The following is a 15093-nucleotide window of genomic DNA, read 5'->3' as shown; positions in this document are numbered from 1 at the left end:
CCCTACCTCTAGAGGTCGGGTGGCGGGAGGAGTTGTTGCGCTTGCAGCGCACATTTTTTGACGGGGCAACAGGTTCGAGGCCACTGGTATGGCAAAGCCCGCCTCCCCAGTCAGGGGAAGCGGGCTCCGACGGGCCGTGGCTACTCGGTCGTGATGGCGATGAGGTCCTGGATGGAACGCAGATCCTGGCGGCCAGCGAGGTAGCCAATACCGCGGTGCAGATGGATCAGCAGGGCCTTGCTCACAGCAGCGTCCGTGGGTTCCTCTCCATCCTTCGCGCACCGCTGCTTCAGGAGAGACAGGTAGACATCGCCGTATGGTCCGGCGAAGGTCTTCCAGGAGATCTCCACGTTCGAGTCGGTGGTGATGTCCCGCACGAGCGGTGTGGACGGGTCACGTAGCGACAGCGCGAGTCCCCAGCGGCACAGTTCGTTCCACTGGGTTAGCCCAGTGTTGCGCTTGAGCCAGCCCAGCTGATCTTTGGCGGTCTGGGAAAGCCGGATAGTGATCTCAGACGGCATGGAGGGCTCCCTCGGTCCACCAGTAGCCCTTGCCGACGCGGGTGGTGAACGTGGTGTCGTCGTGCGCGAGGACGTAACTCTGGGCGATGGAGGGCCGCAGCCGGTTCAAGAGGTTCTCGTCGATCTCTTCGTCTGTAGACAGCAGCAGGACCTGTCGGCCGGCGTAAGGGAAGTAACGGTCAACGAGATGTTCGCGGTGGCGGCTGTCCAGGCGCCCCAGAGGGGTGTCGATGACGGTGGGGAGCCGGTTGCCGGCCACCTTGGCCAGCCCCCACAAGAGGGACACGGCCAAGAGCTGCCGCTCTCCGGCGCTGAGCCGGGAGGGGTCGACAGGCTCCCCGTCTTGGTCGGTCAGAGCGATGGTGAACTTGTCAGTGTCGATCCGCAGGCTCTTGATTAGCCCGCTCTTGCGCATCAGAGTCTGGAAGCTGATCAGGACAGCCACCTGCAGGCTGCTGATGTGCTTGCGCAGGAGAGCAGAGCCGAAGCGTTCCAGGGTCGCGCGAGCCTTCTCCGCGTAGGCGGCGACTCGCTTGAGCTCTTCCTCGCGGACCAGCGGTAGGGCCTGCTTCTCGCGTGTGCGCTCGAAGTCGGCCGTAACCCGCGCCTGGCGGGCTTTGGCCTCCGCAAACAGCTGGGTGGCCTGTTCGACAGCGGCACGGGCGACGGTCACTTCATCCCTGGCCGCCTGGCGCGCGTCGATAAGGTCCTTGATCTTACGTTCGTCCGGAACGGCAGCCAGTTGACGTTCCGCCTGCTGCAGCTCGTGCGCACCCTTGTCGGCTGCTTCCAGGAGTTCGGCGGCGCGAGCCTCGTGAGCTCGCAGAATCTCATCCAGCGTGGACAACTTCTGGATGAGGTTGTCCGGCAGGCCCAGGTCCAAGCCGAGGTCGGCTGCTGCGGCGCGCTTCTTCCTCTCGACCGTCAGTTTCTTCTTCAATGCGGTGCGGGCGGCGGCGGGCACGCTGTCTGGCAGCTGATCAATCAGCCATGCATCCCGAGATTCGAGGATGCCAACGACCTGACGCGCTTCGTGCGCTTCCTGCTCCTGGACGGCTTGTTCCATCAGCGTGGCGAGTTGATCACGGAGCAGCACCAGAGGGAATGCACCTTCGGCTAGACCGCGCAGCGACCTCTGCGCCTGCGCCAGGCGGTCCGCCGCGGCTGCCTTGGCGGCCTCGAGCGCGAGGCGCTCCTCGAACAGATGTCCACCCGCGCGCTTGAATTGCCGCTCTATCTTCTTCAGTTCTTCCTCGGCCTCGGTGTGGCGCTTATTGGCCTGGTCCAGTTCCGTCTCTCGGGCGGACACCTCCTCCGAGGCTGCCCGCTTCTGGGCCTTCAGGTCGTGGAGCTGCTCAAGGGCTCCCCGGTCCTCTGATGACAGCCTCTGTCGGCGCTGAAGAACGAGGAGGTCGGTGCGCAGCTGTTCGACAGCCCTGACACCGAGCAGCGAATGGACGGCGGCTTCGATTACGCCGGCTGCCCGCTCAGGGTCGGCCAGCTGCTCGACCTTCTCACCGTCGAAGAAGAAGAGCGAGGCAACCTCTAGGGGCAGGATTTCCTCGACGTGCTCTGCCCAGTTCTCGCTGATCGTGGCGTCATACCGGCCGTCAATGGTGACGGCCAGATTCTCCCTCACGTTCTTGCCGATGAGTGCCCAGGTTCGGTCGACCTCGTAGGTGCGGCTGCGGCCCTCGACGGTGATCGAGAATTCCAGCTGTAGCGCGGCCCCCTTGGAGGAGTCGGCTGCGCGGTTGATGCTTTCGCGCAAGTATGTTTCGTACGAACGGTTGCCTCGCCCGCTGCAACGGGCCCTAGGGCCGTACAGCACGAGCTGGATCGCGTCGAGCAGCGTCGTCTTGCCGCAGCCGTTCAGACCGCCGATCAAGATGATCGGGCGTTTGGGCTTGACTCGAAGGTCGAGGTGCTGCCGACCTTGGTAGGCGCCGAAATCTTGGAGTGTCAGGCTATGCAGGTGCATCGGTGGTGGTCTCTTCGTTCAGCGACAGCTGGGTTGGGTCACTCTCGCGCAGTGCCTTCAGCTTCTGGGCGAACTGCAGCGCGTCGTCCGCGTCCTCGTAGTAGCCCTTCTTGATGGCTTTCTCCAAAGACTCAAACAGGCCGGCGCGTCGGGACATTGTCCGGTATTGCCGTTCGACCGCGAGGAGTTCACGCGTCATGGAGAAGTGGATCGGGTCGTCCTCACACGCTTCCTTGAGCAGACCGATCTCCTCCGCGCCCAGCACGAGCTGCTCGTCCAGGGGCAAGCCGGGGAAAGTCTCGCCGGTCACCTCCTCGTAGATTCGCGGCAGGGAGTCCTCAACCTCGTGCTTGTCGAACACCCAGATCCGGCGGATCTCGTGCAACTCCTTCATCGAGATCAGTTCGATGCCGCGCACGTGCTCCGGCGCCTTCTTGTGGTTCCGTACCTTGTTCTGCGCGCTGAGAAGCTTGCGGAGCCAGTCCTCGCGAGCAGACTGCTTGTACGGTCCAGGGATGGTTCGGTCGCCGTCGCCGAGTAGCTGGACATTGCCATTCATCCGGCGGAAGTCGCGTGTCTGGTTCTCGTTATTGACGTCGTCGAGCTCGTTGCGGAGCTTGAGCAGCGGCCGCATCCACTCCTTCTCGTCGTCATTGCGAATCATGGCAGTCATCGACTTGTCCTGCTCGACAAGCGTGCAGGTCCAGCAGCCGAACCGGCTGTCCCCACATGAGGGCGTGGTGTCGTCAACAACCAGGGGACACTCTGAATCATCGGACGCGCCCTGGTACATCGTCAGCAGATCTTTGTTGTCGTGGCCCCACGGGTTGGGGTACTGCATCAAGAACGCCCACACCTCCTCGGTCGACCAGTCCTCAATCGGGCTGTAGACCAGGGAGTTGGGAAGCTTTCCATTGGGCGAGAGGCGGTCGCGAACGCGACGCTTCTCGTGCTGGGCCATCGACCGAGCCCGGGCCTGGCTTTCGGCCTTGCGGATTCCCAGCACGAGGATGGTCTCCCCGTGACGTCGCACAACTCGTCGGATAAAGGCGTTAGACGGCTTGATCTTCAACCGTTCGGTGCACCAGCGGAACCTCGGCCGGGGCGCGGGGTAGCCCTTACCGATCAAGCTAACCCAGAATGTGTCTTTGACGTCCGGGGTCAGCTTGTGTGACTCGATCGGAAGCTGCTGTTCCTGCGCGGCGGCACGCATGGTGTCCAGGGATTGCCCAACCCAGGCGGAAACGACAGGGTTCTCCACCAGAGTGTCCGTGCTGATCACGTGGACTGGCTTGGTGCGCTGGCCGGTGGGCAGGCCCCTTAGCGCGAGCCAAACCAGTTGGAGAACTGCAGTGGAGTCTTTTCCGCCGCTGTACCCGATGACCCAGGGCACTTCATCCGCGATATAGAGTTCGCGGATCTCTTCCGTCAGCTCTTCGACGACCTCCGCCAAGGGCCTGTCTTGGAAGGTCCTCGTCGAGTTGGGGGTGCTCATGACTCTCCTCGCAGATAGGCGTCTTCCACGCGCTGTTCCTCGGGGCTCAGCTCTAGCTTGAGGTGCTGCCGCACGTAGTTCACGGTCAAGGTCAAGTTCTGTCGACTTTTGGAGACCCTCCCGCCGACAAGGGCTCGCCCTTCCCAGTCCGTGTTGGAACGTGTCCAGTCCACAGTGGACAGGCGCTGAAGGGTTGGGGACCAGCTCCGTGGCGCCAGGGACCTTCGCAGCAACGTGTTGCCGACACGTCCTAGCGCATGCAAGGCGATGCCGTGGCTGTGCAGGAAGTCGCGGCGCATCTCCGATGCTGACATCTCACGCCGTCGCACCATGTCCCACTCTGGGATCAATGCGTCGATCGCGCTCCAGTACGCCTCGGCCAACTCGTGGGACTGCTGCTTGCTGATTTTTAGGTCCTGCAGCAGAGACTGCGTGGCGTAATAGAGGGAGCTCAGAGTGAACAGTTTACGGGAGCGCTGCGACAAGGTGCTGTTCTCCATGTCCACGTGCCCCTTGAACATCGGGGCACGCATGGCCAGCAGCCGCACAGTGGTGGACAGATCATCACGGTGGTCGTACAGCACACCGATGGAGCGGGGGGGCCTCACGGCATGCCGGTTCAGGTCAGCGAACATTTGCTGGCAGCGAGCGAGGCCGGCATCGTGGAAGAACACCACGGCTATCGTCTCCTCGCCGAGGTCGGGGTTCTCCTTCAGTGCCTGCTCGATAGCGGCGCGCCGGTGCTGGCCGTCGTTGATGAGGAACCGGGCAGCCATCGAGATGCGGATCTGGCCGGCACGCATGCCCACGCCGCTGTCCGCAATGCCTTCGAAGCGGATGTCGCCATCGACAGAAGCGGTCAGCGCACTGAAGACGTAGTCGGCGGGGTTGTCGATGATGTAGCGGGTCAGCGCCGGCAGTCGCCCCTTGTTCAAAGTCCGCTGCGCGCGCACCTCGGGGGCCAACTCGTCCTCATCGAAGAGGAAGATCTTGGGGATGAGGCGCAGTGGGCACATGGACACGTAGAACTCGCGTCCTGCCTGGACACCGCGGATGGCCGGAAAAATGTACTCGAAACCGGCAGATGTCGGCGGTTCCGCAGGTTGAGGAGTGACAGAAGATCCCACCTGCACACGCTATCGTACGTCAGGTAAATGACGTACACAGCACGTGGGAATCACGCTCGAAGGTGGTTGGGTTCGATGGTGACGTACCTCGACGCGGCGGCGACGACGCGCGTGGACCAGAGGGTGGCCGATGTTGTCCTGCACTGGATGACGGCCGAGTTCGGGAACGCCGGTAGCCGCCATGAGTTCGGTCTCCGCGCCAAGCGTGCGGTTGAACGTGCCCGCGACTACCTGGCGGGGACCGTCGGGGCAGAGCCCGATGAGCTGATCTTCACTAGCGGCGCTACGGAGAGCAACAACATCGCTCTGCTTGGGCTAGCTGCCTACGGCGAGCGGACTGGCCGGCGCCACATCATCACTTCCGCCATCGAGCACAAGGCGGTGCTTGAGCCCTTGGAGCACCTAGCTCGCCGAGGTTTCGAAGTGGACTTCCTCAAGCCCGGCCCCTCGGGCCGGGTCGCGGTCGAGGCTGTGTTGGAACGGTTGCGACCGGACACCCTGCTCGTGTCGCTGATGCACGTGAACAACGAGACTGGGGTCATCCAGCCCGTTGCGGACCTCGCGCGCGAGCTTCAATCCACTTTGACGTACCTGCACGTGGATGCAGCTCAGGGGTACAGCAAGGTCCCTGCTGATCTGACCGCGCCGATCGATATGATCAGCATTAGCGGTCACAAGATCGGCGCACCCAAAGGCGTAGGCGCACTGGTCGCTCGACGCCGAGAAAGCATGGATGATGAGCGGCCCCCCTTGGAGCCGATCATGTTTGGCGGCGGGCAGGAACGCGGCCTGCGGCCCGGCACCCTCCCCGTGCCCTTGATCATGGGCCTGGCCGAGGCCGCGAAGATCTCCGAGAAGGAGCACGCCCGGTGGCAGGCTGCCGCCCTGGAACTGCGTGCGAGGCTCCTCGAAGGGTTGGCATCAGAGCGCTTCCATCTGAATGGTGACCAGGATCACGTCGTCCCGCACATCCTCAACATCTCCTTCGAGGATGTGGACTCTGAAGCGTTCCTCGTAACCCTCAAGGAACTCGTCGCGGTCGCGACGGGTTCTGCGTGCACTAGCGCCTCCTACACGCCGAGCCACGTTCTCACCGCAATGGACTTGCCGGACAAAGTGGCGAGAAATGGGCTGCGGTTCTCCTGGTATCCCGAACAAGCAGAGACGCTGGACGTCGCGGAGCTGGCCAACGGTGTTGGCAAGCTTCGGCCTCGGTCCTGAGTGGGCCTAGTCGCGAACTCGGATGAGGCGGTGCCCGTGGAGGGCGCGCTGGCACCGAGCAAGCTCGCTCTCCCAGCCAGCCTCAGTACCAATCTGGTGCGGGTGTGCATACAACCCAGCTTTGATCTCAGCCTCCGTCAGGCGCCGGTACTTCGGCGCCTCCGGATCATCGGGGTGCAGGAATTCGTGCTTTCGGTGGAGGAGCGGCCGATTGCTGCGACCTTCATACGAATGATGGGACGTCTCGAAGGTCTCCAAGTCCACCTGGTAGGACGTCAGCAAGCGTGGATGAGGGTCGCGGTCGAACTCCGGGTAGTCCAACCAGCTCACTGCACGGCCCCGATGGCAGAGCTTGACAACGTTCCACGCCTGCGGTCGCCCGGCTGCAACCGAGGCGCAGTGCTCGTACAAGCGCAGCACGGTCGGCATCCAATCGACCGCTCTCGCGTGAACGTAAAGCGCGGTTGGGGTCAGCTTGCCAACGTTGGAGGCGCTCATAGCTCCACGGACGTAGGCGTCGTCCCGAAGTTTGAGCAGCAGCCGGTCGGCTCGTCGGCACGCCTCCTTGTATGAAGAGAAGAACGCCCGAATGTCCAGCTGCAGAGTCAGCGGCAGACTGGTGAACGGACCGCGGCCGTTAAAGAGATCAACCGCAAGGAACAGTAGCGTGTTGAGAGTGGTGCGTTTGGCACCCTCGCTCACCTTGGCCGGGTCGGCGGACTCGCGTACGAGACGGCGTACCTCCGCCGGGCTCAGGCGCGCCAGTAGTTGGGCTGTGAGCCGGGGTGTTTCTTCCAGGCGCGGAGGGCGTCCGCGGCGCTCCACGTGGTTGATGAGCGCGGCTACTGCGGTAGCCGTGTCGCTGGAAGCCAGCCACTCGTCGTCGGCGACGATGCGGCGTGCGAGATAGCTCAACCGGTCGCTGTCGCTCTTAAATGCGTAGATGATCCCTGGTGCGGCGGACACGGCCCGGACACCAGTGATCTCTTCAACGTAGGTCCGGAGCTCGTTGGCCCCATACAAGTGTTGGAACGTCTTGCGCCGGGTCAGCAGACCGTCCCCGAACTCCTGACCGTTGACCTTCGATCTCTCCCAAGACAGGCGTGCGGCAGCGATCAACACCTTCCCTGCGAGATCCCAGGCGTTCTGGAGAGTGCGCCGCCGTTCGACAGGGTCCTCGATGACGTTTAGGACGTACGTGAGAAGTACCACCGGGGCCGACTTCAGTTGCGCATCGGGCTCGTAGAAGGGATCCCAGCCGGCGGCATCGCATCCCAGGTGCCGCAGTGCGCGAACATCTTCCCCGCGCCCGCATCCGTAGTCGAAGACAGATTCGTCGGGGAGGATTTGTCGGTCGAGTAGGGCTTGACGGGCGGGGACGGACAAGCTGCCTCGCGTGATGGCAGTGAGCCATCTCCTGCTTCTGGCCTCTTGAGTCATGACCTTCCCCGGTGTCTCCTGGCTCACTCTCGGAGTATGGCGAAGTTGAGCGGGCACTAACGGCGCCTTGTCGAATCTCACCGCCTGGCAGTTGGCGGGACGTACGGAGTGGCAGGTGAGCTGCCGCGAGGGTGCTCCTGCAGAGATGGGCACGCGTACAGCGCGTTGTAGCTTGTAGGGTTGAACGACTGGCCATGCGATCGAGTCCCGCTCCTCACCGAGTTGCGGAACCAGCGCACGGTCGCCGAGATGCCTTCCTCAAGTGTCACCGGCGCCACCGTCGGGAAGAGTGCCCGCAGACGACTGCTATCGGCCTGAGAGTGAGGGACGTCGCCGGTGCGAGCAGACACGTGCTCCCGCCGGACGCGGTGACCAGTCGCCGTCTCGATCTCCGGGATGAGGTCCAGGAGCGGTGTGCGAGTCCCGAAGGCCAAGTTCACAGGGCGGGGCTCGACGATCCGGCGGAGGAGGGCGTCGGTGAGGATGCGGCACACGGTGCCCACGTACGTGAAGTCGCGGGTCTGGGTGCCGTCGCCGTAGACGGTCACGGGCTCGCCGGCGAGCGTGGCGCTGATCCACTTCGGGATAACCGCGGCGTAGGCGTGGTCCGCGCGCTGGCCGGGGCCGTAGACGTTGAAGAAGCGGAAGGGCAGCACGGGCAGGTCGAAGCTGTGGTGGTAGGCGCCCAGGTATGCCTCCGTGGCGAGTTTGGTCACCGCGTACGGACTCATCGGAGCTGTGGTGAGGTCCTCGTGCTTCGGCAGGCGAGGGTTCGCGCCGTACACGGAGGACGAGGACGCGGCGATCACGTGCAGGCCGCCCGCGCGGCGCGCGGCTTCCAAGACTTGGAGGGTTCCGGTCGCGTTGGCCTCGTGGCTGGCCAAGGGATCTCGGACCGAGCGCGGTACGGAGGGCAGCGCGGCGAGGTGGACGACGGCGTCCGCGCCGCGGAACACCTGGTCCAGGAGGTCGGCGTTCTGGATGTCGCCTTCGAAGAAGTCGACGCCGAGGCCGGCGATGTTGGCCTCGCGACTGGTGGAGAGGTTGTCGACCACCCGGACTTGGGTGATCTTGGGGTGGTCGGTCAGGGCTCGGGCGAGGTTGCTTCCAATGAAGCCGGCGCCACCGGTGATCACGATCTTCACGTGGGCTTCCCTTCAGAGAGAGTCGACGTGTGCGCCGACGAGGCGACGGCGGCAGTCGAGGATGTAGGGGGCGTGCGCGGTGATCAGGGGGTAGTCGAAGGCGTCGTGGTCGGCGAGGAGGACGACGGCGTCGGCCGCCGCGAGGCCAGCGGGAGTGGCGTCGACTCGCTTGAGGTTCGCCAGGCCGTCGGCGCGAGGGTGAGCGTCGTCGCTGACGTGGGGGTCGGCCGCCTGCACCTCCGCGCCCATGCCGATGAGCAGCTCCGCGATCCGCGCCGCCGGCGTCTCGCGGGCGTCCCCGGTGTTGGCCTTGTACGCGAGGCCGAGCAGTAGTACCCGGGAGCCGTTGACGGACTTCTTGCGTTTGTTGAGCCCGTCGACCAGGCGCCGGACGACGTAGTCGGGCATGTGGTTGTTGACGTCGTTCGCGAGTTCGACGAAGCGGAAGTTGCGCCCTACGGTCCGCTGGACGCGCCAGGACAGATAGGAGGGGTCTATGGGCAGGCAGTGGCCTCCGACTCCTGGTCCCGGGGCGAAGCGCATGAACCCGAACGGCTTGGTGGAGGCGGCGTCGATGGCGGCCCAGACGTCGATGCCCAGCTCGTGCGCGAAAATCGCCAGCTCGTTGGCGAGCGCGATGTTCACGTGCCGGAAGGTGTTCTCGAGCAGCTTTGTCAGCTCGGCTTCCTTGCAGTTGGCCACCGGGACGACCTTGTCGACGAGGGATGCGTAAAAGTGACGGATTGCTTCCTGGGCCGCCGCATCGATCCCGGAGACGATCTTCGGGGTGTTCTCCAGTCTCCATTTCGGGTTGCCAGGGTCGATGCGCTCAGGGCTATAGCCAAGGTGGAAGTCGGAGCCCACCGTCAGGCCGGAAGTGCTTTCGAGGAGGGGGCCGAATACTTCCTCCGTGGTGCCCGGGTACGTCGTGGACTCCAGGACGACGGTCGCCCCGCGAGTGAGGTGGTGGCCCAGCAGCAGCGCCGAGTCTTCGACATGCGACAGGTCCGGAGCTCCGTCGCGGAGCGGCGTGGGCACCGTGACGACCGCTACGTCGAATCCCGCGCAGTCGGAGGGGTCGATGGTGGGTCGGTAGGCGCCGGCGGCGAGGAGCGGCGCCAGACGCGAGTCGGTGACGTCCTCGATGTAGGACTCTCCGAGCATGAGCCGCTTGACCCGCCGCGCGTCCACGTCGAAGCCGACGACCTGGTGCCCGACCTCGGCGGCTCTCACCGCGAGCGGGAGCCCGACATACCCCTGCCCCACGACGACGACGCGGAGCCGCTGGGTCTCACGCTTCTCGATCATGCTCTCCACCTCGTTGTGTAAGCGTGCGGATGTGTACGGCGGGCGCGGACCCGTGGCCCGGCGGTGGCTTTAAGATGGAAAGCGCCTCGGCCGTACGAGACTCGCTTGGCCGCCTGTCTTGGACGGCCGAGTGCTTTTCGCGCTCCGCCCAGGCCGGTCAGAAAACCTGTGGGATGGCGAAAGCCCCGGTTCGATACGATGGCGTTGGCTTGTAGACCCGTTCCGTCACCATGCGTGACACCAGCGTGCGATCCGAGTGATCGCATCGGCTGCAGCCTCCCGACTTGGGCCCGCCGTGGCACTGTCACCGGCGCCGTACGTACGAAATGGAGCATCCGAGGATGGCTCGACACCTGGTCACCAGTGCGCTTCCCTACATCAACGGGATCAAGCACCTGGGCAACATGGTCGGGTCGATGCTTCCGGCGGATGTGTACTCCCGGTACCTCCGCCAGCGCGGTCACGACGTCCTCTACATCTGCGCCACCGACGAGCACGGCACGCCGGCCGAGCTGGCCGCCAAGGAGGCCGGGCTCTCCGTCGCCGAGTTCTGCGCACAGGCCCACGACGCGCAGAAGGCCGTGTACGACGGCTTCGAGTTGGCCTTCGACTACTTCGGCCGGAGTTCCTCCCAGCAGAACGTCGAGATCACCCAGCACTTCGCGCGCAAGTTGCACGAGAACGGCTTCATCGAGGAGCGCGCGATCCGCCAGGTGTATTCGCCCGTCGACGGGCGCTTCCTGCCGGACCGGTACGTCGAGGGCACTTGTCCGCACTGCGGCTATGACAAGGCCCGCGGCGACCAGTGCGAGAACTGCACACGCGTGCTCGACCCGACCGACCTGATCGACCCTCGATCCGCGATCAGCGGCTCCACGGAGCTGGAGGTCCGCGAGACCAAGCACCTCTTCCTGCTGCAGTCCAAGCTCCAGCACGAGGTCGAGGCGTGGATCGACTCGGTGAGCGAGAAGTGGCCGCACCTGTCCTCGTCGATCGCCCGGAAGTGGCTGACCGAGGGCCTGCACGACCGTGCGATCACCCGTGACCTGGACTGGGGCGTGCCCGTCCCCGCCGACACCTGGCCGGAGCTCGCGGCCGAGGGCAAGGTCTTCTACGTCTGGTTCGACGCCCCGATCGCGTACATCGGCGCGACGAAGGAGTGGGCGGACGCCGCCACGGACGGCGAGACCCGCGACTGGAAGTCGTGGTGGTACGAGGCGGACGACGTCACCTACACCGAGTTCATGGCGAAGGACAACGTCCCCTTCCACACCGTGATGTTCCCGGCCACCGAACTCGGTGTCCGCGAGCCGTGGAAGATGGTCGAATTCGTCAAGGGCTTCAACTGGCTGACGTACTACGGCGGCAAGTTCTCCACCTCCCAGAAGCGTGGCGTCTTCACCGACGCGGCCCTGGAGATCCTCCCCGCCGACTACTGGCGCTACTTCCTGATCGCCAACGCCCCCGAGTCGGACGACTCGTCGTTCACCTGGGAGCACTTCACCGCCACGGTCAACAAGGACCTGGCCGATACTCTCGGCAACTTCGTCAACCGCGTGCTGTCCTTCTCCCGGAAGCGGTTCGGCGACGAAGTCCCGGCCGGCCGCGCCGCCGGCGAGGCGGAGGCGAAGCTCGGCGAGGAGATCGCGCGCCTGCTGGCCGAGTACGAGGAGCACATGGAGGCGCTCCAGTTCCGTAAGGCGGCCGCCGCGCTGCGCGCCCTGTGGTCCGCGGGCAACTCCTACCTGGAGGAGAAGGCGCCCTGGCTGGAGATCAAGACCGACGCCGACGGCGCCGCGCTGACTCTCCGTACCGCGATGAACCTGATCCACCTGTACGCGGTCGTCTCCGAGCCGTTCATCCCGGCTACGGCCGCCGCCATGCGCGGGGCCTTCGCCCTGGAGAACGACACCGCGACCTGGGTGACCGCCGAGCAGGCCAAGTCCCTGGACGCCGTGCCGGCCGGCACCGCGTTCACCGTGCCGCCCGTGCTCTTCGCGAAGATCACGGAGGAGGACCTGGAGTCCTACCGGGCGCGCTTCGGCGGTTCCCCGGACGCCTGACCGTGTCTCCCGCGCCCGTACCGTCCGTGCTCTCATCGGGCGGTACGGGGGTCGAGAAGGCTGGGCAGGCTCGCGGGCGGCACGTTCATCAGCCGGATGTGGGAAGCCGTGTCGTCTGCCTCGACCCACGTGACGCCGGCTGACCCAGGGACGTGCTGGAGGTAGCGATCGAAGCCGTTCCCCGTGAGCCACAGCAGCAGGCAGGCGATGCCCCCGCCGTGCCCGACGAGGACGGTCGTCCGATGCGGCCCGGTGTGGACCTGGTTCCACAGGTCCACATAGCGCGCCTGCACGTCCTCCGATGACTCGCCGCCCGGCGTGCGGAGCTGGTGGATGGGCACGCCATGGCGTGCTGCCTCAGAGGCGGCGAGCTCCCTGGGCCGGCCACCGAGGTGGCCGCTGTTCTTGGCGGCGAGGCGTTCGTCCACGCGTACGTCGGTCGGCCTGAGCACCGCGGTCAGCAGCGCCGCCGATTCGCGGCAACGGGACATCGGGCTGACGAGCATCTGGTCCACGGTGATACCGGTTGCGGCGAGGCCGTTACCGACCGCGCGGATGTCGTTCCTGCCGCGGTCGCTCAGCCTGCCTCCGACGGCCTGGCCCTGGTGGATGCCCCGCAGGTTCTCTTCAGTCTCGCCGTGCTTGATCAGGTAGACGTGCTTGGTGCGCATGGCGTGGCCCCTTCCTCGTATCAGTCCCAGTCGCGGACGTCGACACAAGCGGAGACCGCCGCGGCGACGTGGTCGTGCTCGGCACGGCTCATGGCGGGAAAGCGGTCGTAGTGCCACTCGATGTAGAGGACGGAGATGAGGTTGATCGTCCCGTCGTCCAGCAGCTTGGTGAGCACGGGGTACTCGGCACCTTCGATGTCCATCTTCACGACGACGTGATCACCGGGACTGACCGTCCGCCGCAGCCAGGCGCTGAAGTCGATGGCCGGTACCCAGATCGGCGAGGTGTAGTCGATCTGCTGGTCGTACACCGGCGGCACCTGCTTGCCCGGCATGACGGTGGAACTCTCGTGGTGGCCGAGGAAGAGGTCGATCGTCCCATCATGGGTCCACACCGCGCTCTGGGAGATCTCGATACGGGCGGAGCCCTGGGCCTGTTCGACGTGCCGGCGGATGGAAGGGACTAGCTCCGCGTTCGGCTCGAAGGCGTAGAAGTCATGATCCGGAAGCTCGTGTATGAAGCGGTTCAGCACGACTCCGAGGTTGGCGCCGCAGTCGATGAAGATTTTGCGCATGAGGTGCTCCCGTGGTCGGGTTTCGGGGGTACGAGGTCGATCTCGTGTAGGACGTCGTCGGCGAGCAGGACGAAGTCGCCGGTCGCGGGGCGGTAGCAGCGCTCCTCGTACCGGATGGTGATGCGGCGGACGACTTCGTCGCCGCGGTAGGGCGGCAGGTCGCCCCACCGGTAGAGCTGGCCGCCGGGCGCTTTGAGCCAGCGCAGCGGTCGGGGCAACGGGCCTTTCGGGACACCGTTGTTGAGGCGGCTGAACATCGTGGTCAGGAAATCGACGTGCTCGTTCGCTTGCTGCTCGTCCTTATGCACACGGCCGTAGGTCTTCTTGAGGTGGCGCAGCGTCTCTTGGTCCCCGTCCGCGTGGACGATGAGGTCGCGGAGCCGCCGGTCCCAGACGATGCCGAGGTGGTCGTGGAGGACCGGTTCGCTCGTCAGGAAGTAGCCCAGAACGCGGCCGAACTCCCGCTCGTACGGGCACATGAAGCCGTTGTAGAGGCTCTGCTGTTCGCCGGACGCGGTCTCCACCTGCCAGTGGACACGGGCCGTGAAAGGAGAGTCCCACCACCCCAGGTGCCAGGGCTGCCACAGCAGGTCGGCGGCGCTGAGCACGAGCACCGCGAGTGCCAGCAGCGCGGCTGGCCAACCGAAGGCCGCGTCGTACTCCGCAGCGGGGAGTAACCCGACGGTGATCGCGAGAGCGATGTTGGTGCCGATGTTCTCCCAGAAGAGGATGCCGGAGGCTAGAGTGACGGCGACATTGAAGACGGCCGTCGCTGCGAGGACCGCGAGCAGGAGACGGCGATCGAGGAACGCGATCAGCCCCGCTGCCTCGATCACCATCGCGAGGACGTTGACCGGCCGATCCAGGCCGCGTGCGCGGCGCAATACGCGGGACACGGTCTCGGGGCGCAGGAAGCGTGCCCAGCCCCAGGAGTACGCCGAAGCGATGAGGTAGTGGGTGCGGTTGTGCCAGGCCCATGACCAGGGTCGCGGCCCGAGTCGGGCCTTGCTCCAGGCCGGCTTCACGTAGTGGGAGAGTGAGACGCAGCCAAGGACGAGCAGGAGTGCCGCCGGGGAGCCCGGGGTCTCGAAGAACGTCGCCACGAGAAACCAGGCGAGGTATGCCTTGAGCAGCCGCAACGGCATCATCGCGTGGTGCTTCCAGCCCAGGAGCTTGCCGCAGTACACGCCCATCCAGGCGAGTAGAGCCGGGGGCCAGAAGCACGAGGCGGCACCCAGCACGAGAAGGAGCCGCTTGTCCAGGCGTTGCGGTCCGATCGGCTCCGTCACGTCGTAGTCGCTCGTCGCGCCTTGCCACGTGAGCAGCGCGATCACGACCATGGCGAACCACCGGAAGGGCCCGGGATCGGGTGAGGACAGGAAGGCGAGCGGTACGGCGGGTGTGATGCTCGCGATGAGGATCAACCGGCTTGGGCGGCGCGCTATGGCCCGCACGGTAGGCGAGATCGCGAAGCGGTAGCAGGCCGCGACGGCGGAGACGGTCACGGCGGTGTGCAGGTACGCGGCGAGCAGTGGCGTCCCCATGG

General features: G+C 65.3%; 12 protein-coding genes. 2 read left to right on the top strand and 10 right to left on the bottom strand.

Annotation, left to right across the window (positions count from 1 at the left end):
• Positions 1-140 precede the first annotated feature (140 nt).
• The 4 genes from dndE to dndB are packed head-to-tail and all read right to left on the bottom strand — an operon-like array spanning position 141 to position 5124.
• Entirely contained in the window at positions 141-521 is a 381-nt protein-coding gene (gene dndE / locus ACGF5U_RS12050; protein WP_392709919.1) for a DNA sulfur modification protein DndE, read from the bottom strand.
• Complete coding sequence (gene dndD / locus ACGF5U_RS12045) at positions 511-2502, bottom strand: DNA sulfur modification protein DndD (protein WP_392709918.1); 1992 nt, start codon at positions 2500-2502, stop codon at positions 511-513. The genes dndE and dndD overlap by 11 nt, the downstream gene beginning before the upstream one ends.
• The gene (gene dndC, locus ACGF5U_RS12040) at positions 2489-3997 is read right to left on the bottom strand and encodes a DNA phosphorothioation system sulfurtransferase DndC (protein WP_150185333.1); all 1509 of its coding nucleotides are present in this window, start codon (positions 3995-3997) and stop codon (positions 2489-2491) included. Before dndC ends, dndD begins: the two co-directional genes overlap by 14 nt.
• Complete coding sequence (gene dndB, locus ACGF5U_RS12035) at positions 3994-5124, bottom strand: DNA sulfur modification protein DndB (protein ID WP_392709916.1); 1131 nt, start codon at positions 5122-5124, stop codon at positions 3994-3996. Before dndB ends, dndC begins: the two co-directional genes overlap by 4 nt.
• A gap of 75 nt (positions 5125-5199) precedes the next feature.
• On the opposite strand from dndB, the gene dndA reads away from it, so the two are divergent.
• Complete coding sequence (gene dndA / locus ACGF5U_RS12030; RefSeq protein WP_392709915.1) at positions 5200-6345, top strand: cysteine desulfurase DndA; 1146 nt, start codon at positions 5200-5202, stop codon at positions 6343-6345.
• A 6-nt stretch (positions 6346-6351) separates the two neighbouring features.
• Here the strand turns inward: dndA and ACGF5U_RS12025 are convergent, their stop codons facing one another.
• The 3 genes from ACGF5U_RS12025 to ACGF5U_RS12015 are packed head-to-tail and all read right to left on the bottom strand — an operon-like array spanning position 6352 to position 10238.
• A complete protein-coding gene (locus ACGF5U_RS12025) occupies positions 6352-7812 on the bottom strand; it encodes a DNA phosphorothioation-associated putative methyltransferase (protein ID WP_392709914.1) in 1461 nt (486 codons plus the stop codon).
• Between the two features lie 50 nt (positions 7813-7862).
• Complete coding sequence (locus ACGF5U_RS12020) at positions 7863-8930, bottom strand: NAD-dependent epimerase/dehydratase family protein (protein WP_392709912.1); 1068 nt, start codon at positions 8928-8930, stop codon at positions 7863-7865.
• A 12-nt stretch (positions 8931-8942) separates the two neighbouring features.
• On the bottom strand, positions 8943-10238 hold the full coding sequence (locus ACGF5U_RS12015) for a nucleotide sugar dehydrogenase (protein ID WP_392709910.1): 1296 nt from the start codon (positions 10236-10238) through the stop codon (positions 8943-8945).
• A gap of 341 nt (positions 10239-10579) precedes the next feature.
• Here ACGF5U_RS12015 and metG point away from each other — a divergent pair, with 341 nt between their 5' ends.
• Positions 10580-12301 carry a methionine--tRNA ligase gene (gene metG, locus ACGF5U_RS12010; RefSeq protein ID WP_392709909.1) on the top strand — a complete coding sequence of 574 codons (1722 nt, stop codon included), beginning with the start codon at positions 10580-10582 and terminating at the stop codon, positions 12299-12301.
• Positions 12302-12333: 32 nt separating this feature from the next.
• Here the strand turns inward: metG and ACGF5U_RS12005 are convergent, their stop codons facing one another.
• The 3 genes from ACGF5U_RS12005 to ACGF5U_RS11995 are packed head-to-tail and all read right to left on the bottom strand — an operon-like array spanning position 12334 to position 15091.
• Positions 12334-12972 carry a histidine phosphatase family protein gene (locus ACGF5U_RS12005; RefSeq protein WP_392709908.1) on the bottom strand — a complete coding sequence of 213 codons (639 nt, stop codon included), beginning with the start codon at positions 12970-12972 and terminating at the stop codon, positions 12334-12336.
• A 20-nt stretch (positions 12973-12992) separates the two neighbouring features.
• Positions 12993-13547 carry an FkbM family methyltransferase gene (locus ACGF5U_RS12000; RefSeq protein ID WP_392709907.1) on the bottom strand — a complete coding sequence of 185 codons (555 nt, stop codon included), beginning with the start codon at positions 13545-13547 and terminating at the stop codon, positions 12993-12995.
• Positions 13499-15091: a hypothetical protein gene (locus tag ACGF5U_RS11995; protein WP_392709906.1), complete on the bottom strand. Its 1593-nt coding sequence runs from the start codon at positions 15089-15091 to the stop codon at positions 13499-13501. The genes ACGF5U_RS12000 and ACGF5U_RS11995 overlap by 49 nt, the downstream gene beginning before the upstream one ends.
• Between the last annotated feature and the right edge of the window lie 2 nt (positions 15092-15093).

Source organism: Streptomyces sp. NPDC047886 (assembly GCF_043204435.1).
Taxonomy (GTDB): Bacteria; Actinomycetota; Actinomycetes; order Streptomycetales; family Streptomycetaceae; genus Streptomyces.
The sequence above is the reverse complement of the archived record's forward strand: the minus strand, read 5'-3'. Positions and strand labels throughout refer to the sequence as shown.